The 19,608-nt window shown below is 62.4% G+C and carries 20 protein-coding genes and 1 tRNA gene; 17 read left to right on the plus strand and 4 right to left on the minus strand.

Going from position 1 to position 19,608, the window contains the following annotated elements; translation table 11 throughout:
- The first annotated feature begins 2 nt into the window (after window positions 1-2).
- Together purM and H0O21_RS00695 are read left to right on the plus strand one after the other, a co-directional pair.
- A complete protein-coding gene (purM, locus tag H0O21_RS00690; RefSeq protein ID WP_185190067.1) occupies window positions 3-1,040 on the plus strand; it encodes a phosphoribosylformylglycinamidine cyclo-ligase in 1,038 nt (345 codons plus the stop codon).
- Between the two features lie 118 nt (window positions 1,041-1,158).
- On the plus strand, window positions 1,159-1,797 hold the full coding sequence (locus tag H0O21_RS00695) for a histidine phosphotransferase (protein ID WP_185190068.1): 639 nt from the start codon (window positions 1,159-1,161) through the stop codon (window positions 1,795-1,797).
- Here the strand turns inward: H0O21_RS00695 and H0O21_RS00700 are convergent.
- On the minus strand, window positions 1,785-2,744 hold the full coding sequence (locus H0O21_RS00700) for an aldo/keto reductase (RefSeq protein WP_185190069.1): 960 nt from the start codon (window positions 2,742-2,744) through the stop codon (window positions 1,785-1,787). The two genes, H0O21_RS00695 and H0O21_RS00700, sit on opposite strands and share 13 nt — an antisense overlap.
- A 66-nt stretch (window positions 2,745-2,810) precedes the next feature.
- Between H0O21_RS00700 and H0O21_RS00705 the strand changes: the two genes are divergently transcribed.
- Both H0O21_RS00705 and H0O21_RS00710 read left to right on the plus strand, forming a co-directional pair.
- Complete coding sequence (locus H0O21_RS00705; RefSeq protein ID WP_185191047.1) at window positions 2,811-3,014, plus strand: hypothetical protein; 204 nt, start codon at window positions 2,811-2,813, stop codon at window positions 3,012-3,014.
- Complete coding sequence (locus H0O21_RS00710; protein WP_185190070.1) at window positions 3,004-3,516, plus strand: hypothetical protein; 513 nt, start codon at window positions 3,004-3,006, stop codon at window positions 3,514-3,516. Before H0O21_RS00705 ends, H0O21_RS00710 begins: the two co-directional genes overlap by 11 nt.
- Window positions 3,517-3,726: 210 nt before the next feature.
- Here H0O21_RS00710 and H0O21_RS00715 read toward each other — a convergent pair.
- Window positions 3,727-3,797: transfer RNA gene (locus H0O21_RS00715), tRNA-Cys, on the minus strand.
- Between the two features lie 54 nt (window positions 3,798-3,851).
- On the opposite strand from H0O21_RS00715, the gene H0O21_RS00720 reads away from it, so the two are divergent.
- Complete coding sequence (locus tag H0O21_RS00720) at window positions 3,852-5,078, plus strand: lipid-A-disaccharide synthase-related protein (RefSeq protein WP_185190793.1); 1,227 nt, start codon at window positions 3,852-3,854, stop codon at window positions 5,076-5,078.
- A 16-nt stretch (window positions 5,079-5,094) separates the two neighbouring features.
- On the plus strand, window positions 5,095-5,364 hold the full coding sequence (locus tag H0O21_RS00725) for a hypothetical protein (protein ID WP_131456950.1): 270 nt from the start codon (window positions 5,095-5,097) through the stop codon (window positions 5,362-5,364).
- A gap of 3 nt (window positions 5,365-5,367) precedes the next feature.
- On the opposite strand, the gene H0O21_RS00730 is transcribed toward H0O21_RS00725, so the two are convergent.
- Complete coding sequence (locus tag H0O21_RS00730; protein ID WP_131457117.1) at window positions 5,368-6,012, minus strand: ribonuclease D; 645 nt, start codon at window positions 6,010-6,012, stop codon at window positions 5,368-5,370.
- Window positions 6,013-6,138: 126 nt separating this feature from the next.
- Here H0O21_RS00730 and H0O21_RS00735 point away from each other — a divergent pair, with 126 nt between their 5' ends.
- The 3 genes from H0O21_RS00735 to H0O21_RS00745 are packed head-to-tail and all read left to right on the plus strand — an operon-like array spanning window position 6,139 to window position 7,967.
- A complete protein-coding gene (locus H0O21_RS00735) occupies window positions 6,139-6,537 on the plus strand; it encodes a helix-turn-helix transcriptional regulator (RefSeq protein ID WP_131456948.1) in 399 nt (132 codons plus the stop codon).
- A 33-nt stretch (window positions 6,538-6,570) separates the two neighbouring features.
- Complete coding sequence (locus tag H0O21_RS00740) at window positions 6,571-7,125, plus strand: cofactor assembly of complex C subunit B (RefSeq protein WP_131595218.1); 555 nt, start codon at window positions 6,571-6,573, stop codon at window positions 7,123-7,125.
- 11 nt (window positions 7,126-7,136) lie between these two features.
- Entirely contained in the window at window positions 7,137-7,967 is an 831-nt protein-coding gene (locus tag H0O21_RS00745; RefSeq protein WP_185190071.1) for an N-acetylmuramoyl-L-alanine amidase, read from the plus strand.
- On the opposite strand, the gene hemF is transcribed toward H0O21_RS00745, so the two are convergent.
- Window positions 7,894-9,021, minus strand: coding sequence for an oxygen-dependent coproporphyrinogen oxidase (gene hemF / locus H0O21_RS00750; RefSeq protein WP_185190072.1), 1,128 nt, complete (start codon window positions 9,019-9,021; stop codon window positions 7,894-7,896). The genes H0O21_RS00745 and hemF overlap by 74 nt on opposite strands.
- Window positions 9,022-9,140: 119 nt before the next feature.
- On the opposite strand from hemF, the gene H0O21_RS00755 reads away from it, so the two are divergent.
- From H0O21_RS00755 to H0O21_RS00790, 8 genes are all read left to right on the plus strand, one after another.
- Window positions 9,141-10,235: an Mrp/NBP35 family ATP-binding protein gene (locus H0O21_RS00755; RefSeq protein ID WP_185190073.1), complete on the plus strand. Its 1,095-nt coding sequence runs from the start codon at window positions 9,141-9,143 to the stop codon at window positions 10,233-10,235.
- 56 nt (window positions 10,236-10,291) lie between these two features.
- A complete protein-coding gene (rodA, locus tag H0O21_RS00760) occupies window positions 10,292-11,512 on the plus strand; it encodes a rod shape-determining protein RodA (protein ID WP_255441060.1) in 1,221 nt (406 codons plus the stop codon).
- Window positions 11,509-12,882, plus strand: coding sequence for a HAMP domain-containing sensor histidine kinase (locus H0O21_RS00765; RefSeq protein WP_255441061.1), 1,374 nt, complete (start codon window positions 11,509-11,511; stop codon window positions 12,880-12,882). Before rodA ends, H0O21_RS00765 begins: the two co-directional genes overlap by 4 nt.
- A 94-nt stretch (window positions 12,883-12,976) precedes the next feature.
- A complete protein-coding gene (locus H0O21_RS00770) occupies window positions 12,977-13,408 on the plus strand; it encodes a photosystem I reaction center subunit II PsaD (RefSeq protein ID WP_131456936.1) in 432 nt (143 codons plus the stop codon).
- Window positions 13,409-13,444: 36 nt separating this feature from the next.
- On the plus strand, window positions 13,445-14,977 hold the full coding sequence (locus H0O21_RS00775) for an anthranilate synthase component I family protein (RefSeq protein ID WP_185190075.1): 1,533 nt from the start codon (window positions 13,445-13,447) through the stop codon (window positions 14,975-14,977).
- Window positions 14,974-16,116 (plus strand): glutamate--cysteine ligase, encoded by a 1,143-nt coding sequence (gene gshA, locus H0O21_RS00780; RefSeq protein ID WP_185190076.1) that lies wholly within the window; start codon window positions 14,974-14,976, stop codon window positions 16,114-16,116. Before H0O21_RS00775 ends, gshA begins: the two co-directional genes overlap by 4 nt.
- Before the next feature lie 32 nt (window positions 16,117-16,148).
- Window positions 16,149-19,133 carry a phosphoenolpyruvate carboxylase gene (gene ppc / locus H0O21_RS00785; RefSeq protein WP_255441062.1) on the plus strand — a complete coding sequence of 995 codons (2,985 nt, stop codon included), beginning with the start codon at window positions 16,149-16,151 and terminating at the stop codon, window positions 19,131-19,133.
- Entirely contained in the window at window positions 19,134-19,595 is a 462-nt protein-coding gene (locus H0O21_RS00790; RefSeq protein WP_131456928.1) for an N-acetyltransferase, read from the plus strand. It begins immediately after the preceding gene.
- Window positions 19,596-19,608 lie beyond the last annotated feature (13 nt).

Raw genomic sequence — 19,608 nt, forward strand, 5'->3', positions numbered from 1 at the left:
TCATGGACTACAAAACCGCTGGCGTTGATGTGGAGGCCGGACGCGCCTTCGTCAATCGAATTCGCACAAGCGTGGAAGCCACGTTCCGCCCTGAAGTGATCGGTGGCCTTGGTGGCTTTGGTGGGGTGATGCGACTCCCGGCAGGGATGCGCTCGCCGCTCCTGGTGTCCGGGACTGACGGCGTGGGCACCAAGCTGGAACTGGCCCAGGACCACCATGGCCATCACAACGTGGGCATCGACCTGGTGGCGATGTGCGTCAACGACGTGATCACCTGTGGAGCCTCACCGCTGTTCTTCCTCGACTACATGGCCACTGGAGCCCTCACCCCAGACTGCATGGCCACCGTTGTTGAAGGCATCGCCGAGGGCTGCCGCCTGAGTGGCTGCGCTCTGCTCGGAGGGGAAACCGCGGAGATGCCTGGCTTCTACCCTCCTGGCCGCTATGACCTTGCCGGCTTCTGCGTGGCTGTCGTCGAGGAGGACGCCTTGATCGACGGCCAATCCATTGAAGTGGGAGATCGCATCGTCGGCGTGGCGAGCAGCGGCGTACACAGCAATGGCTTCAGCCTGGTGCGCAAGGTGCTGAGCCTCGCCCATGCGGATGCATCCACGTGCTTTGGCGAGCGCGAGCAACCACTCATCCAGGCGCTACTGGCGCCCACAACGCTCTACGGCTCGTTGGTGCAGGCGCTGCTCCAAGAGAGCATCCCCTTGCATGGCATGGCCCATATCACCGGCGGGGGGCTTCCGGAGAACCTCCCGCGCTGCCTACCCGACGGCACCAAAGCAGCCATTGATGCCAGCAGCTGGGAGCGCCCAGAGCTGTTCCGCTGGCTTCAACGCCATGGTGAGATCCCAGAACGGGATCTCTGGCACACCTTCAACCTCGGGATCGGTTACTGCCTCATCCTTCCTGAGGCCGAAGCCGAGCGGGCGATTGCCATCAGCGCGGCCAAAGGGCTACAAGCCTGGACAATCGGCGAAATCGTCAGCGGCACTCGCAGTGCGGATGTGCCGGTGGTTGGGCTGCCGGCTTAATGCTTCAGAATCCAACATCCTCTGTGCTCTAGAGCACAGATTTAATTTCGATCACTATCCTTAACCCAAGCTGGTTGCCTGCAGAGGCGATAGCAGAGACGACAAATCCTTATTTGTGATGCCTTTTGATAAGCCTCAACGCACGACCCGACGCCGGTCTTCGGCTGGCCCCGTGCCGCCCCGCCGCCCCCTGGGCCATGGACTGGAGCGAGGTGGCCCCCATCGGCAGGGTCCGCGTCCGACCTATCTGGCGCTGAAGGATCACGGCAAGGTCTTTGTGGCTGACATGCCCCACCTCTCAGACGGGCAGCTCTCCCACATCAGCAAGGAGGCAGAGGAAGTCCTGAGCAGCCTGGAGCGGCGCATCAGTGAACTCGAGAGCGACCTCTCCCTGGAAGCGAACGATCGCGACACTCTGATCAAGGCCTGCACCAAGAGAGACGTCACCCACCGCTTTCTAAAAGCGATCAAGGACGAACAGGAGCATCGCCAAAACAACCCTGCTGTTCGCAGTGCGGCTGGGGAATCACTGCCTCGCACCTTCTTGGAAATCGCCAGGCATCGGCTGCCTGGCGCCACTTTCGATTCACTCCTGCAGGAAGCACTAGCCGCCTGCGAGCAATCCACTCGCAGCGAGGCCAATGAGCCCGCACCGGCGCCGACCGTTAGCAACGTCGTCCCCCTCCAGACGGCGGTGACCAGCCTGCCAGTGGTGGTCAGTCCTGATCCTGAAGAACCTGCTGATCAGGCGCTCTGAAAGGGGTTGGCAGGCATGCGCACCCGATTCGCCAAAGCGAGTTGATCCAACTCGATGCGCTCCTGGTCTGTTAGCGACCAGCTGAGGGCCTGAACCGTATCGGCAGCCTGAGCGGGGCGGCGCAATCCAGGCAGGGGCTTGGCCCCATGGGCCCGACACCAGTTGAGGGCCACCTGGGCCTGACTGGCTGCGCGGTTGGCTGCAATCGCAGCCAGTTTCCGACGCAGCGCGACACTTCCGGGTAGCAAGCGCCTGAACAGGCCGCGTCTCAGGACTGTGCTTGGTGGGATTTCGGCGTCAGGAGACAAGGCCAAGACGCCCAAGGCCAACGGGCTATAGGCCAGAAGCTCAATGCCGAGCTCCCGACAGGTCGCGATGAGACCATCAGCCTTGATTGGGTCAGGGGCCAGCAGCGACATCTGCACCTGCACGCTGGTCAGCCGTATCGACCGGGAGGCAAGACGGGCCTGCAGTGCACGCAGACGGCACGGTCCGATGTTGGACACACCAAGCTCCCGCACGGCCTGGCGCTCCACCAGATCAGCAAGACCATCCAGAAGAGGGCCCTCCTGCCAAGGGGCATAGCGGGCCGTGCTCCAGTGCAACTGCACCCGATCCAGGTGTCCCTGCAGGCGCTCTCGGCTGGCCTGAAAGGGCTGTTCAAATCCTCGACGTCCCAATCGCCAGGGGAAGGGAGCCAGCTTGGTGGCCACGATGAGCCGGGAGCGCTCCTCCTTGGGAAGAGCCTTTAAAAACTGCCCTAACAACGATTCACTGCGACCGTTGAAGCGACCGGTGCCGTAGGAATCGGCCGTATCCACCAGGTCTAGGCCTCCGGCCAGCGCCAGGCGCAGGGTCGCGGCCAGCTCTGGGTCATCCCGGTCAGGCTGATATCCCCAGAGCAGTTGGTTCCCCCAAGACCAGGTCCCAAAACCGATTCCCGTCACACCACTCCACACAACATCGCGCCATGATCGCTACCTGAAGATGTGTCCGGAGCATTGGCAATCGTCATGCCATTCAGTCCTCTCTCCGACTCCGTGTCTCGACAAGCGCCCAGACCAGCGGTTGCTGAACAGATCGAGCAGAAGGGCATGGACGTGACCTCCAGCACTACATCGGCGAGTCCAACAACCGTTCTCTGCGACCATTGCGGACGCACAGCTGAGAACGGCATTCGCTGCCTGGGCATGTGTGTGGCAGACAGTGACTACTAACCGCCTGCTGCTGACGAACGCTGCAGGCCTGCTGTTGCTGGGGTGGGGACCTGCCTTTCCTGCAACTCCCAACCAACCGGCCCCGCCGGCCATTGGCAGGCTGCAAACCCTCAGCAAGAGCTGTGAGTACCGCCTGGAAGGCGGTCACCAGGGTCCCTGCGCCCTGGTGGAGTTGGTGCGAAAAGGGCCTGAATTGCTCTTTGTTCGATTCACAGGATCAGGTCCCGACAAAGGATCCAATCGACAGCTGAGCTTTGTCGCCATCACCAGCGCAGAAGCGATGCCTTTGCATTGCGAGAGCGGCGTCTGCAAGTTGCTGGCACAGCCTTGGCAGGGCGCCGTATCCAGCGCGGCTGAGAGCAGCAGCGACAGACTCGGTCTGGCAGAGGGAATTCCCAGGGCCTGGCCAGTGAGCGGACGCTGCAGCATCGAGGAATCGATACTGCGCTGTCAGGCTCAGCTGCCGGAAGGTGGCTGGCTGAGAGCCTCCGCCGCCCTGTGAGCTACGCACCAGGCTTGTCACAGCCCATCAGAGAAGATCTGACAGGATTCAGCGTGCAAGCTCCGAGAAGCTTGAGCCCCTGTCCCACGACCCACGACCCACGACCCACGACCCACGACCCACGACCCACGACCCACGCTGACCCATCCAAGGTGCTGAAGCCATCAAGCCAACGAATGGGCCGAATCGCGATCCAAAGGATCGTTGCAAAGGCGGCACCCAGATTCGAACTGGGGATAAAGGATTTGCAATCCTCTGCCTTACCACTTGGCCATGCCGCCGTGCAGGGAGCCGCGCTCCCATCTGCGGATCGTATCAGCGAGACCTCAGGCAGCTTGCTGGTGCTGAGCAACGGACATGGTGAAGATCTCATTGCCCTGCGGATTCTCGAGGCGCTGCATCGGCTCCGCCCAGGGGTTCAGCTGCGAGTCCTGCCCATGGTGGGTGTGGGACGCGCCTTTGATGCTGCAACAGAAGCTGGCTGGCTGCATCGGGTCGGCCCCCGTGCAGCACTACCCAGCGGCGGTTTCAGCAATCAGAGCCTCCGGGGCCTGATCGCCGATCTGGGTGCCGGCCTGCCCCTGTTGAGCTGGCGCCAATGGCGCTGCCTGCGTCGAGAGCGCAAGCAGGTCAATGCAGTGGTAGCCGTTGGTGATCTACTCCCACTCCTGCTGGCCTGGGCAGCTGGCGGGCGCTTTGGCTTTATCGGCACCCCCAAAAGTGACTACACCTGGCGGAGTGGTCCTGGCCATGCCTTGAGCGATCACTATCACCGCCTCAAGGGCAGTGAATGGGATCCCTGGGAATGGCTACTGATGCGGAGTCGTCGCTGCAGCTTTGTTGCCATGCGCGACCGGATCACCGCAAGAGGCCTGAGACGCCGTGGCGTCCGAGCAGAAGCTCCGGGCAACCCAATGATGGATGCGCTGCATGCAACGGAGCCCCCCTCCGCGCTGGAGCGTTGCAGGCGACTGATGCTGCTCTGCGGCAGTCGGATGCCGGAAGCTCTCCACAACGCCGAACGTCTGCTGCGCTCCTTGGAAGGATTCCCGAGCTCGGTCCCTCTGGCCCTCTTGATGACCACGGGCTCCCAACCGGATCAATCCCAACTGGCTCCCCTGTTGGAAACTCTCGGCTATCGGCCTTGCCCGCCCCCTGCTGCATCCCTGGAAGCGACGGCTTGCTGGGTGAAGGGCGTGCATCTGCTCCTGCTTGGCAGCGGTCGCTTCGACCGCTGGGCAGGCTGGGCGGAGGTGGGGCTAGCCACAGCGGGGACCGCCACGGAACAACTTGTTGGCTTGGGTATCCCCGCCCTCTCTCTCCCCGGTCCTGGTCCGCAGTTCACCCGCGGCTTCGCCAAGCGACAGAGCCGACTGCTGGGGGGGGCCGTCCTCCCCTGCCGCTCCCGATCCGAGCTCCAGGAGCGCCTGAGCCTGCTGCTCAACGACGCCTCCCTGCGGAATGAACTGGGCCGCATCGGTTGCCAACGCATGGGGCGTCCCGGTGGAAGCACAGCGTTGGCCCGCAGGATCTTGGATCAGTTCATCGCAGATACTGAATGATCCTGCCCCGTTCACCATGGCCGCCATTCAGGACCGTGACTACTTAAGGCTCTGCGCCGAACTGGCCAGCTGCCTGAGCATTAGTCAGGCAGCTGCCCGGCGCCAGGTCGAGTACGCAGCAGCCCAGGAAGGAGTCAGAGATCTGGAAGCACGCAAACGCATCGCTTCACAACTACTCGACGAGGCACAGGTGTCCAGGGCCTCACAGGGCGAGGATGCAAACCCCGGACTCGATGCTCTGCTGGCGGCCAGCCCAGGGGACGAACATTTCATGCTGGAAGACTGAGGTTCAGTGCTCAAAGGTCTGCGTGAAACGCAGACGATCGAGTTCCGACATCACCGGAATGCACTGGAAGCAACGCTGAGCAAGCTCCCAACGGCCCTCTCGTCTCAGCATCTCCTCGAGTCGCTCCCGGGCTGGCAGCAGGAAGCGGGCATCATTTGCCGCATAGGCCAGCTGGGTGTCACTGAGCTGATCGACCCTGCCCCAGTCACTGCTTTGCGCCTGCTTATCGAGCTCGACCCCCACCAACTCCAGCACCACCTCCTTGAGACCATGCCTTGGGCTGTAGGTGCGCGCCAGACGACTGGCGACCTTGGTGCAGAAGATCGGATTCACCGCGATGGCCAAACCGCTGGCGAGGGCGGCCACATCGAATCGGGCGAAGTGGAACACCTTCTCCACGGTGCTGGATTCCATCAGGGCCTTTAAACGAGGCGCCTCCGTCTGACCAAGGGCAATGCGAATGCAACAGACGTTGTCGTCAGCATCACAAAGCTGCACCAGACAGAGCCGGTCGCGGCCATGGATGAGCCCCATGGCCTCGGTGTCCACCGCCAGTCTTGATGCCGCTGCGTAACGCTCGAACCAGACGGAATCGAGATCGCCATCAAACACCGAGAAGTCCTTGGGAGGAGAAGCGAGTTCAGCCATGAGCCAACCAGAGACCGTGAGACGAGACATCCCACCACTTTGATCACGAGCGGAAAACACTTTCCGCTCCAGACTTGAAAAACAGAATGAGACCAAGTTAGACACAAACGAGACCTAGCGACCGACGTGCAGACCCGCCGCAAACACACCCGCGCCTGCCTGGCCGATATCGAGCGTTACTTCCGTCAGCCGCCACCGCGTTTTCTGGATCTGGAACTCGCCGTGTGCTGGGTACTCGACTGCCTTCTGCAGAACGACAGCTACCCCTCAGGGCTGCTGCATCGACTGGAGCATGACCATCCCGAACTGCGCTTGTCGGAAACCGTCCTGCATCAGGCCCTGAGCTTTCTGGATGACCAGGGCATGCTCGACCACTACAGCAAACGCTGTCCAAGCCGCGGCCGCCCCCGCAGCATGCTTCACCTCAACAGCGAGGCGCGTGAATCAGCCGAGCGGCTGATGGGTCCTTGGCAGCGCTGGCTGATGGACCATCTCTGCCAACCCCAGCTGCCGGCGGCGACCTAGAACGGATGGGCAGCTGCGACAGAACGGCGTCGGATGCCCTCCTTTCAGACCTCGACACTGCTGCTGACCCTCCTGCTGGCCATCGGCCTGGTGTTTTTCCTCAGGGCAGCCAGCAAAGACCGCACCACAGTTGTGGACGTGCAGTCACCCCGTCCTGCCCTTGAGGTGCTGGACGGGGTGAGCACATGGCTGGAGCGACGAGGCTGGAGCCAGAAAAGTGGCGATGCCGAGCGACAGGTGCTGCGCTTTGAGGCGACCGTGGAGGCCAGCACGCCATTGGCATTACTGCTTTCGACGCTTGGTGCCATCGGAGCAGGTTGCCTAGGCCTTGTGCTCAGGGAACTGAGCCCGATGCTGGGCTGGTGGCCCCTAGGACTGGCCCTGCTTGGTCCACTGGCGGGCCTTGTTTATCAGCGCAGAGCTCGCCGCCCCGAATCCCTCGAGATCCGCTTGATGCGAGGCGATGCGGATGGCGGCAGCACCTTACGGCTGCGCGCCCACCGGGATGAGTTGATCGCCCTCGAACTGGCCCTGGCAGGGCCGCTGGATCTCGCCAGCGACGGCTCTCTGCTCTCCTCTCCCATTTGAGGAACAAGGCCATGCTGCGCTCCCTCACCCTGGTGGGCTTGACATCAGCCTTCACGATGCTGGGCTTGGCGACCGCGGCAGATGCGCCTCTGCCGCCAGGGGTGGACCCTTTGACAGGTCCTGAAGTCAGCCTTGAGGCCCAATGGCAGGGACGAGCTGGCGTCGGCCCCCGGATTCCGATTCTCGTGCTCGCAGGCCATGCCGATTCCCAGGGGATCGAGGGTTCTGGCACCGCCGGAGCCGCTGTTGATCTCCACAGGTCCGAGCCGATGGATGGCCGGATGCGTGACGAGCTGTATTGGAACCTTGCGGTCCGCGATGCGGTTGTCGCCCAGGGACGCCAGCGAGGTCTGAACATCCGCGCTTACACGCCAGCGAGTTTGACGATCCACGACGAGGACGATCCGCGGACCAACTGGTCGGTAGGTCGCCGCCACAGTGCTGCTGGCGGCTATGCGCTCGAAATTCACTTCGACGCCTATGGACCCGATGGCTTCGGATCGGGCCTGATTCCCGCCCTGAATCGCCCACTGAATCGGTTCGACGAAAGTCTTGCCATCGCCTTCGGGCGCTATCCCAAACGATTCCGCGGGGGCTTAGGAGCACCGCGTCGAGGGATCAGCATTCTTGAAATCGGCAAATTAGAGGGAGCTCTTGAGACAGGGCTTCGCTCCCCTGAAGGGCGACAGGCGAGCCTGAGCACCATCGCCCGCCGAATCACCGAAGCCCTGGTCCTCGCACTTCCGCAGTCGCCCCCCGAGGCCCCGCTCAGTTCACGGCCTGATGGGGCTGGCAGCGCTCCTCGAGGGATGGATCGTCAAACCAGTTCTGAGGACGCGTGAACAGATCCGTCAGCAACGCTTCCCTTGAACCCTCGGGTGCGCTGTAGCCATACTCCCAGCGAGCAAGAGGCGGCAGTGACATCAGGATCGATTCTGTGCGGCCATTGGTCTGAAGACCAAAAATGGTTCCTCGGTCCCACACCAGGTTGAACTCGACATAGCGACCCCGTCGGTAGAGCTGGAACTGACGCTCCCGATCGCCATAGGGAAGGTTGTTGCGTCGCTCGACAATCGGGCTGTAAGCCGGCAGGAACGCCTGGCCACAGGCGCGGGCCAGATCATGCAGCTGCTCCCAGCCGAGAGGAACGGAACCAATCGCTGTGGCGGCATGGGCCGCAGGCCCCTCTGGATCCTGGCCCTTGTAGAGCTGACCATTGCCGTCTTGGTAGTCGTAGAAGATCCCGCCGATGCCCCGGGTCTCTCCACGGTGCTTGAGGAAAAAGTACTCATCGCACCAGGGTTTGAACACGTTGTAGAGCTCAGGGCTGACCGAGTCGCAGGCCTGTTTGTGCTGACGATGAAAGTGCCGGGCATCCTCCAGAAATGGATAGAAAGGTGTCAGGTCAGCGCCACCACCGAACCACCAGACCGGGCCGGCCTCGAAATAGCGGTAGTTGAGGTGCACCGTCGGCACATAGGGATTGCGTGGGTGAAGCACCATGGACGTGCCGGTGGCAAACCATGGATGCCCCTTCGCCTCAGGACGCTGGCGCAGGATCGAGGGTGGAAGCTCCAGACCATGGACCTCCGAAAAATTCACCCCGCCCTGCTCAAAGATGCGGCCCTCACGCATCACACGCGAACGCCCGCCGCCACCCTCCGGTCGATCCCAGCTCTCCTCCTGAAAGCGGCCAAGGCCATCGAGGCGCTCTAGGCCCGCACAGATCTCGTCCTGCAGCCCCATCACCAGAGCCCTGGCTCGATCTCTGGAGTTGGCGGGCGGGCGCTGAAGAGCCCTAATCGCAGGCTTAGAGGCCGCGGCATCCGAGGAGATGGACGCTTGTCCAGTCTCGAAGGATCCGCCCCTGAGGCGACGCAGCAGTGAACGAACCATGGGTGGCATCCCGCAGGAACTGGCTTGAACCATTTCAGCCTGCGGGCACCCTGCACAAGTGCACGTGAAGGTCTGTCATGGGAACACACTCCTAGGATCCGGCCCGACGGCAGCGACGTATGGCCACGGCAGAACAGGCGACAACGGCTCTGACAGCGATCGTCGACAGCGGCAGCGGACGTTCAGCCCTGGAACTTGGCTGGATTGACCGCATCCGCGTCAGCCCACCTCGAGCGGTGATTCGGCTGAATTTGCCCGGATTTGCCCAGAGCCAGCGCGAGCGGATCGTGCAGGAGAGTCGAACCAGGCTGCTGGAAATCGACGGCATCAGCGATGTGCAGATCGAAGTGGGATCGCCACCACCCCAGCACTCTGGAACGCAGCCAGGTGGCATCGGCCATGCCGGCCACGGTCAAGTGGCAGAGCGACAAGCGATTCCAGGCGTTCGACGGGTGATCGCGGTCAGCAGTGGCAAGGGCGGTGTCGGCAAGAGCACCGTGGCGGTGAACCTGGCCTGTGCCCTGGCGCGCCAGGGGCTCAAGGTGGGGCTTCTGGATGCTGATATCTACGGACCCAACGCTCCCACCATGCTTGGCGTGGCGGACCAGACGCCACAGGTGGAGGGGAGCGGCAGCGAGCAACGCATGACCCCCATCGAAACCTGTGGACTCGCCATGGTTTCGATGGGCCTGCTGATCGACGAAGACCAGCCGGTGATCTGGAGGGGACCGATGCTGAACGGCATCATTCGTCAGTTCCTCTATCAGGTGAACTGGGGTGAACGGGACGTTCTTGTGGTGGATCTGCCGCCCGGCACCGGTGATGCTCAGCTCTCCCTCGCGCAGGCCGTTCCAATGGCAGGAGTTCTGATTGTGACCACTCCGCAGCAGGTGGCACTTCAGGATGCCCGTCGCGGCCTGGCCATGTTCCGGCAGATGTCGATCCCCGTGCTGGGGGTGATCGAAAACATGAGCGAGTTCATCCCTCCGGATCAACCGGAACGCCGCTACGCCCTCTTCGGTGAAGGGGGCGGCCAACGGCTCGCTGATGAGTTCGAGACCGATCTCTTAGCCCAAATCCCCCTGGAAATGCCCGTGCTCTCAGGCGGAGATCAAGGGCGGCCGATTGTGATCAGCCAACCTGAATCTGCCAGTGCTCAGGTCTTCATTCAGTTGGCCGAGACGGTCCTTCCCCTGATCGCCCAGAGCAACTGATCATGCAAAGCGGCTTGCCATGGGCCAATCGGAGGCGTCGTTCGCGCCTACCGGGCATGGGAAGCCGACGCAGGGACACCGAGCGTGTCCTCTGGTGGATCCCCCTGGCCCTTGTCGCCATCGCGGGGGTGTTGATCGCCAGCACCCAGCGTCAGGCCGAATACGCCGACTGGTACCAACACTGGATTACAGCGGCCTTCGGGGTCGGGATTGCCCTGCTTCTGGCCCGGTTGAACCTGGAACGGCTCAAACCGCTGTTGATTCCCATCTATGGCCTCACGGTGATCAGCCTGATCGCTGTACGCCTGATCGGCACATCCGCTCTCGGAGCCCAGCGCTGGATCAGCATTGCTGGAGTGCACGTGCAGCCGTCGGAATTCGCCAAGCTTTCAGCCATTCTTCTGTTGGCTGCGGTGCTTGACCGGCACCCCGTGGAGCGACCGGTTGACCTCCTCCGCCCACTCGGGGTGATCTCCCTTCCCTGGCTTCTGGTCTTCATCCAGCCCGACCTCGGCACCTCCCTGGTGTTCGGAGCCCTCCTGCTCACGATGCTCTATTGGTCGGGGATGCCGTTTGCATGGCTAGTGCTGCTCTTAGCCCCCCTGGGCACGGCACTTTTGGCTGGCCTCCTCCCTTGGGCTCTCACGGCTTGGGTGCCGCTGATGATGCTGGTGGCTTACCGGTCCCTCCCGTGGAAGCGACTGGCAGCTGGAGCCGTTCTGGCGATCCAGGGAGCTGTGTCCCTGATCACCCCTTGGCTGTGGATGCATGGGCTCAAGGACTACCAACGGGATCGCCTCGTGCTGTTTCTAGACCCCAGCAAAGATCCCCTAGGCGGCGGTTACCACCTCCTGCAAAGCACGGTGGGGATCGGATCTGGAGGGTGGTTCGGCACGGGGCTCCTGCAGGGCCAGCTCACAAAACTTCGCTTCATTCCCGAACAGCACACCGACTTCATCTTCAGCGCTCTTGGTGAGGAAACGGGCTACGTAGGCACGGTGCTGGTGGTGGTGGGCTTCGCCGTGCTGATGGGGCGCATGCTCCAGGTGGCGAGCCGGTCTCGCACGGACTTCGAATCGCTGATCGTGATCGGAGTGGCCACCATGCTGATGTTCCAAGTGGTGGTGAACATCTTCATGACCATCGGCCTTGGCCCAGTGACAGGCATCCCCCTGCCGTTCATGAGTTATGGGAGATCCGCCATGGTTGTGAACTTCATCGCGCTCGGCCTTTGTCTTTCGGTCGCACGCAGGGAACGCAACGCCCAGAACCGGTGACCACCTCCCCATCACTGAAGGCCATTCAGGCCTGCATGGCCGAAGGCGTCCCCCCCTCCGGATCTGACGATGCCAGTGCACGCCGTCTCTGGTGGGCCGCGCTCGACACCCTCCAGGAGCAACTGCAGGAGCAAAGCTCAACCACGGGTGGGCTGTGGCTGGCGGCCCCCCTCCCTGCCCTCTATGACCCCACCCTGCTGAAGGCGATGCGCGGTTGGGTATGGAGCCCCAATCCCCAGGGTTTACCGCAGCTCGGTCCGGCTGGACCGACAGCAGCGCCCGGTGATCCCTACAAACAGCTGCCGCTGCACCCAGACGATGGACACGATCCACTGCTCGTCGTCATCCAGCCAACGCTGCAGGTGGCACTGGCCCTGCAAGGCCCGCCGGACCAGAGACAGCTGCTCATGCGCAGTGACCCAAAGACCCTCGGCGCCATCCTGAGCTTGCTGGAACAACGCCTTCGCGCGGATGCCCCAGATCAGGCCGATGCGCTCCATGACGCAATCCGAGCCCTGGGCTCTCTACAGAGCAGTAGTGCCTACAGCGAGCAGTTCTGGCCCGTGGTGGCGGAGCGCCTGGCGCGCATGGCCCCCAGTCTGACCCTTCAGACCCTGAGGGACGAGCCTGGGCGAGGGGACAGCAACGAGCCGATCGAGGGCGATCAGTACGAGGGCGGAGCCGAAGCGGAACTCTCCTTGTTGGAAGCGATCACCCATGAAGTCAGAACACCGCTCGCCACAATCCGCACCTTGATCCGATCCCTGCTGCGCCGCCGCGATCTTGCACAGGTGGTCATGGAACGACTTCAGCAGATCGACAGTGAATGCACCGAGCAGATCGACCGCTTCGGACTGATTTTCCACGCTGCCGAACTGCAGCGACAATCCACTGAGCCAGCAGAACTGGCCCAGACAGATCTAGGCGCCGTACTCCAGCATCTGGCTCCTGGGTGGCAGATGCTCCTAGAGCGGCGAGGTGTGGCTCTGCAGATTGAGCTCAGCCCGAATCTCCCAGCGGTGCTCAGTGACCCAAGCCGATTGGAACCGATGCTCGGAGGACTGATCGACCGCAGCAGTCGGGGGTTGCAACAGGGCAGCCAACTCGTGCTTCAACTGCGCCCTGCCGGAGCCCGACTGAAACTACAGATCCGCGGTTACAACCCCAGTGAGCAGGGGCGAGGCCTTGGAACCGCCGAGCCCACAGCTGAGCTCGGACCTGTACTCAGCTGGAACCCAGGCACCGGCAGCCTCCAACTGAGTCAGGCGGCTACGCGTCGACTGCTGGCCAGCCTTGGGGGTCGTCTCGCCCAGCAGCGGGATCGCGGCCTAACGGTGTTCTTCCCCGTTGCAGGGAGGAGCCAATGTTGACGGGTGTGAAGCTTGCCCACCAGAGGTGAGATCAGACCCTAATCACGGTGCTACTTTCCAGCCGTAACGGCATGCCGATTTTTCGAGGACAGCCATGACAGCAACGGCGTTGAACGGTCAGCTCCCCCAGTTCATCGGCAGCACCGGTGGACTTCTGAACGCCGCAGAGACCGAAGAGAAGTACGCCATCACCTGGACCAGCTCCTCCGCCCAGGCTTTTGAGCTTCCCACCGGTGGCGCGGCGATGATGAACCAGGGCGAAAACATCATGTATTTCGCTCGCAAAGAGCAGTGTCTTGCCCTTGGCACCCAGCTGCGCACCAAGTTCAAGCCCCGGATCGAGGACTACAAGATCTATCGCATCTTCCCCGGTGGTGACACTGAGTTCCTCCATCCCAAGGACGGCGTCTTCCCTGAAAAGGTGAACGATGGCCGCGCCATGGTGGGCCATAACCCCCGTCGGATCGGTGCCAACCCAGATCCCGCCACCCTGAAGTTCAGCGGTCGCAACACCTTCGACGCCTGAGCCCCGCGGTCAACGGTCGGCTGCAACAATCCCTTCATGCTCAGCCCTGACCGCGCCGCCTTCTTCGAGGCAGCTGCCACTGGTGCCAGGTTCATTCCTGTTGCACAAAGCTGGCCTGCCGACCTGGAGACCCCTCTCACCACCTGGCTGAAAGTGGGGGAGGGGCGTCCTCCTGGTGTTCTTCTTGAGTCAGTCGAGGGCGGTGAAACCCTTGGCCGGTGGAGCGTGATCGCCTGCGATCCTCTGTGGACCCTCACAGCCCGAGGGCATCAGCTCACCAAGTGTTGGCGCGATGGGAAGGAAGAGCGCTTTGAGGGCAATCCGTTTGAGCTGCTGCGCAGCAGCTTGGAGGCTTACAAAACCGCTTCGATTCCTGGCTTGCCGCCCCTTGGCCAGCTCTACGGCATCTGGGGCTATGAGCTGATCCGCTGGATCGAACCCACGGTCCCGGTTCATCCATCAGCTCTCGATGATCCGCCGGATGGAGTCTGGATGCTGATGGACAGCATCTTGATCATCGACCAGGCCAAGCGCCTCATCACTGCTGTTGCCTACGGCGATCTGAGCGGAAGCCATGCAAGCGCCGCCAACGCCGACGAAGCCTGGGAGGATGCCCTCCAGCGCATCCAGCGCCTCGAGGAGCGCATGGCGGCCCCACTGCCCCCGATTCGCCCCTTGCGCTGGCGACCGAGTGAACAGACATCACCGCAGACCCGGAGCAATCGCAGCCAGGACAATTTCGAACAGGCCGTCAGCCGCGGCCGCGAGCACATCGCCGCCGGCGACGTCTTCCAGCTGGTGCTGAGTCAGCGCCTGGAAACGCGTGTACCCCATGAGCCCCTAGCGCTCTACCGGAGCCTGCGGATGGTCAATCCTTCCCCCTACATGGCCTTCTTCGACTTCGGGGACTGGCAACTGATTGGCTCCAGTCCAGAGGTGATGGTGAAAGCCGAGCCCGTTCCGGAAGGGATCCAAGCCAGCCTGCGGCCCATTGCCGGCACCCGCCCTCGAGGGCGCAACGAGCAGGAAGATCGCCAAATGGAGGCAGAGCTGCTCGCCGACCCCAAAGAGCGGGCCGAGCACGTGATGCTGGTGGACCTGGGCCGCAACGATCTGGGCAGGGTTTGTCAGCCCGGCTCAGTGCAGGTGCGCGACCTGATGGTGATCGAGCGCTATTCCCATGTCATGCACATCGTCAGCGAGGTGGAAGGGCTCCTTGCCTCAGGGAGAGACGTTTGGGATCTGCTGATGGCAGCCTTTCCTGCTGGCACGGTGAGCGGTGCACCCAAGATCCGGGCCATGCAGCTGATTCATGCCTTGGAGCCTGAGGCACGTGGGCCCTATTCAGGCGTTTATGGCGCAGTCGATCTGGCCGGAGCCCTCAACACCGCCATCACGATTCGCGCCATGGTGGTTCGCCCGGATCCGGATGGGGGTTGGCGGGTTCAGGTGCAGGCCGGCGCGGGTGTGGTAGCCGATTCCAAACCCGAAGCTGAATACCAGGAAACTCTCAACAAGGCCCGCGGCATGCTGGCGGCCATCGCTTGCCTCGGGGATCCGCCCCCATGAGCCATCCCCTACTCCTGAAGGGCTTCGAGGTGGAACTGTTCACAGGCCGGCCTGACGGAGAGAACGTCGGGGTCGCCGCACAGGCATGCCGTGAGCTGGAGGGCTTCGTGACCGAGCCTGACCAGCGGAACCTCGAATACGTCACGGCACCAGAGGCCGACTACAGCTCCCTGCGGGAAGCCCTGATCAGCCCTCGACGCCGGCTGCGTCAGTGGCTGGCACCTCGCCAGCTCACCCTGCTTCCCGGAAGCTGCCTGAGCCTGGGAGACCCGAGTCGATTCGAACGTACGAACCCCGACAATCCTTATCACGATCTGATCGAACGCAGCTACGGCACCCGAGTGGTGACCGCAAGCATCCATATCAACCTTGGCATCGCCGCCGCCGATGATCTGTTTCGGGCCCTGCGCCTTGTGCGTTGCGAAGCAGCCCTCTGGCTGGCGCTGAGCGCTAGCTCCCCCTTCCTGGGAGGCGCCGTCACCGGAGCCCATTCCCAACGTTGGCTGCAGTTCCCCCTCACACCACCCCAGGTGCCTCTGTTCCGTGACCAAACCCACTATGTGCAGTGGATGGAGGAGCAGCTGCAGGCGGGAAGCATGCACAACGTTCGCCATTTGTGGACGTCTGTGCGCCCCAACGGTCCACGACGTCCTCATGAACTCAACAGGCTCGAACTGCGCATCTGCGACCTGATCAGCGATCCAGACCTGCTGCTGGCGGTCACCACACTGCTTGAGCTCCGTGTGATCGCCCTACTGGAAGGAGCGGAAGGGCTGGACCCACTGCAAAGCAGCTCCCTCACGCTGGATCAGCTGGCCGACCTTTGCGATGCCAATGAAACTGCTGCAGCCCGATGCAGTCTTGATGCCGAACTACGGCACTGGCAGGACGGCCGCCCGATCAACGGCAAAGACTGGGTGCGTCTCTTGCTGGCATCCGTCCAACCCCAAGCCATGAGATTGGGCCTCAGCTCCCGCTTGGCACCAATCGACAAGGTGCTGCAGGACGGCAATCAGGCGATGCGCTGGCTCAAGGCCCATGCCAGCGGAACCCCCATCCGAGAGGTGATGCGCACCGCCATCGCCGAGATGGCCACCGAAGAGCTCCCCATGAGCAGCGATTCAGGCGTTTTGGGATGATCATGGCCAGACCCGCAGACGGCCGCCCCCTGATGCCTTCGACCTCCGCCCTCAACACCGAGTGCGACCCCAGCGGTTTGGCATCGCCAGCGCCGGGCGGAGATCAACTGCTCCAGCAGCGCCTGGAGCTGGTGGAGGACCTCTGGGAAACCGTTCTGCGCAGTGAGTGCCCTCCTGAGCAAGCAGAGCGCTTGCTGCAGATGAAGCAACTGAGTGCTCCCCTCGCCAACGAACCCCAGAGTTCCGCGAGTGACGCCGTCGTTCAGCTGATCCGCGAGATGGATCTGGTCGAGGCGATCGCCGCGGCCCGGGCGTTCTCCCTTTATTTCCAATTGGTGAACATCCTCGAGCAGAGGATTGAGGAAGACAGCTACTTGGCGAGCATCAGTCGCTCCGCTGATCAGCCCGATCGGATCGATCCTTTTGCGCCGCCCCTAGCGAGCCAAACCGAACCAGCGACCTTCCAGGAACTGTTCGAGCGACTCAGACGCTTGAACGTGCCGCCGGCCCAGCTCGAGGCATTGCTTCAAAACCTCGATATCCGCCTGGTCTTCACAGCCCACCCCACGGAGATTGTTCGGCACACCGTGCGCCACAAGCAGAGGCGGGTGGCAACCCTGCTCCAACAGCTACAGGGCAGTACCGAGGTCAGCAAAGGGGATCAAGCCAGCCTGCGCCAACAGTTGGAAGAGGAGATCCGTCTTTGGTGGCGCACCGACGAGCTTCATCAATTCAAGCCGTCGGTGCTCGACGAGGTCGATTACGCCCTGCACTACTTCCAGCAGGTGCTCTTCGATGCCATGCCCCAGCTCCGGCGTCGGATCAGCTCGGCTCTCCAACAGAGCTATCCGGATGTTCGCCTCCCCCCCTCAGCCTTCTGCACCTTTGGTTCCTGGGTGGGCTCCGATCGGGATGGCAATCCCTCGGTGACACCTGAAATCACCTGGCGCACCGCCTGCTATCAGCGCCAGCTGATGCTCGATCGCTACGTCTCAGCGGTGCAGGACCTGCGCGACCAGCTGAGCATTTCGATGCAGTGGAGTCAGGTGAGCGCACCGCTCCTGGAATCGCTGGAAATGGACCGGTTGCGCTTTCCCGAGATCTATGAAGAGCGGGCAGCTCGCTACCGCCTGGAGCCTTATCGACTGAAGCTGAGCTACATGCTGGAACGCTTGCGGCTCACACAGCAACGCAACCAACAGCTCTCGGATGCAGGCTGGCGCACCCCTCCAGAGGGACTGATTCCTTGCCCGACTGGAGCCGCCGCCGGGAACAGCGCCGAAGCGCTGCACTACGACTCCGTCGCTGAATTCCGTAGTGATCTCGAGCTGATCCGTAACAGCTTGGTGAGCACCGAGCTGACTTGCGAACCACTGGACACCTTGCTGACCCAGGTGCACATCTTTGGGTTTTCCCTCGCCAGTCTCGATATTCGCCAAGAGAGCACGCGCCACAGTGATGCCCTCGATGAGCTGACCCGCTATCTGCGACTTCCCACCGCCTACGGCGAGATGGATGAAGCGGCCAGGGTTCAATGGCTGCTCTCGGAAATGCAGACACGCCGCCCGCTGATCCCTCCAGCCGTGGAATGGTCTTCGACCACCGCGGAGACGATCGCGGTGTTCCGGATGCTCCATCGCCTTCAGGAGGAGTTCGGCAGTCGCATCTGCCGCACCTACGTGATCTCCATGAGTCACACCGTCTCCGATCTCCTGGAGGTGCTGCTCTTGGCCAAGGAAGCGGGCCTGGTGGATCCGGCTGCTCATCACGCCGATCTGCTTGTCGTGCCCCTGTTTGAAACGGTTGAGGACCTGCAGAGGGCGCCGGAAGTGATGGGCCAGATGTTTGAGAATCCGCTCTACAGACAACTGTTGCCCCGGGTTGGCGAACAAGCCCAGCCCCTCCAGGAGTTGATGCTGGGCTATTCCGACAGCAACAAGGATTCAGGCTTCCTCTCGAGCAACTGGGAAATCCATCAGGCCCAGATCGCCCTCCAAGATCTGGCCAGCCGCCACGGCGTCGCCCTGCGCCTGTTCCATGGCCGCGGGGGCTCCGTGGGACGAGGAGGTGGGCCTGCTTACCAGGCGATCTTGGCTCAGCCCAGTGGCACTCTGCAGGGACGCATCAAGATCACGGAGCAGGGAGAGGTCCTGGCCTCGAAATACAGCCTTCCCGAACTGGCGCTCTACAACCTGGAAACGGTCAGCACGGCTGTGGTTCAGAACAGCCTGGTGACCAATCAACTGGATGCCACCCCCAGCTGGAATGAATTGATGGCGCGGCTGGCCAGCCGGTCCCGCAGCCACTACCGAGCTCTGGTCCACGACAATCCCGACTTAGTGGCTTTTTTCCAGCAAGTCACGCCGATCGAGGAAATCAGCAAGTTGCAGATCTCCAGCCGACCGGCAAGGCGCAAGAGCGGTGCGAAGGATCTCTCTAGCCTTCGGGCAATTCCCTGGGTCTTCGGCTGGACGCAAAGTCGCTTCCTCCTACCCAGCTGGTTTGGCGTTGGCACAGCACTCGCTGAGGAGGTGAGTTCCGATCCTGAACAATTGGAATTGCTGCGCCGGCTGCACCAGCGCTGGCCGTTCTTCCGGATGCTGATCTCCAAGGTGGAGATGACGCTCTCCAAGGTTGACCTTGACCTTGCCCACCATTACGTGTCCAGCCTGGGCAGAGCCGACCACCGCGAAGCCTTTGAACGCATTTACGCCACCATCGCGGCAGAGCACGACCTCACGCGACAGCTCGTGCTCGAAATCACCGGTCAAGATCGGCTCCTGGACGGCGATCCCGCGCTGCAGCTTTCAGTGGACCTACGCAACCGCACGATCGTGCCCCTCGGATTCCTGCAGGTCGCACTCCTTCGGCGCTTGCGCGATCAGAACCGTCAACCACCCATGAGCGAGGCCCCGAACACCGATCCCGATGGCCGCACCTACAGCCGCAGCGAGCTGCTGCGCGGGGCGCTGCTCACCATCAATGGGATCGCTGCAGGGATGCGGAACACCGGCTGAGTGTCATTCCTTCCCTTCCGACAACAAACGCCGGTCCCCAGCCTTCCCGCCGGTTGTGCCCTCTATCAGGATCTCCCCCCTTCAGCAGAGGCCATCAATGAGCTGCTCCAAGCCTGCGCTGAACCGTGCCTACCTCCGGAGCGTTGGGGAGCAGCCCTGGAACGGAGTCTTTGGTGCCTGAGCATCGTTTCAGAGAACGATGGTCAGCTCCTCGGCTTCGTGCGCGCCACCAGCGATCGTGCTCTCAATGCCAATCTATGGACGTTGGCGGTTCGACCTGGGGCGAATCAGGCCCAGTTGACTGTCGTTTTAGTGCATCGCTCCCTGGCAATCCTCCGTCGAGATCTACCAGGTTGCAGTATTTCAATCGCGGCACCGTCCTCAGCGCTTGCCGCACTCAAGAATCAAGGGTTTGTGTTGGATCCCGGCGGAATCCGAGCCATGGGACTCAAGCTCCGCTGACGAGGCGAAGACC

The organism is Synechococcus sp. HK01-R, assembly GCF_014217855.1.
GTDB lineage: Bacteria > Cyanobacteriota > Cyanobacteriia > PCC-6307 > Cyanobiaceae > Synechococcus_C.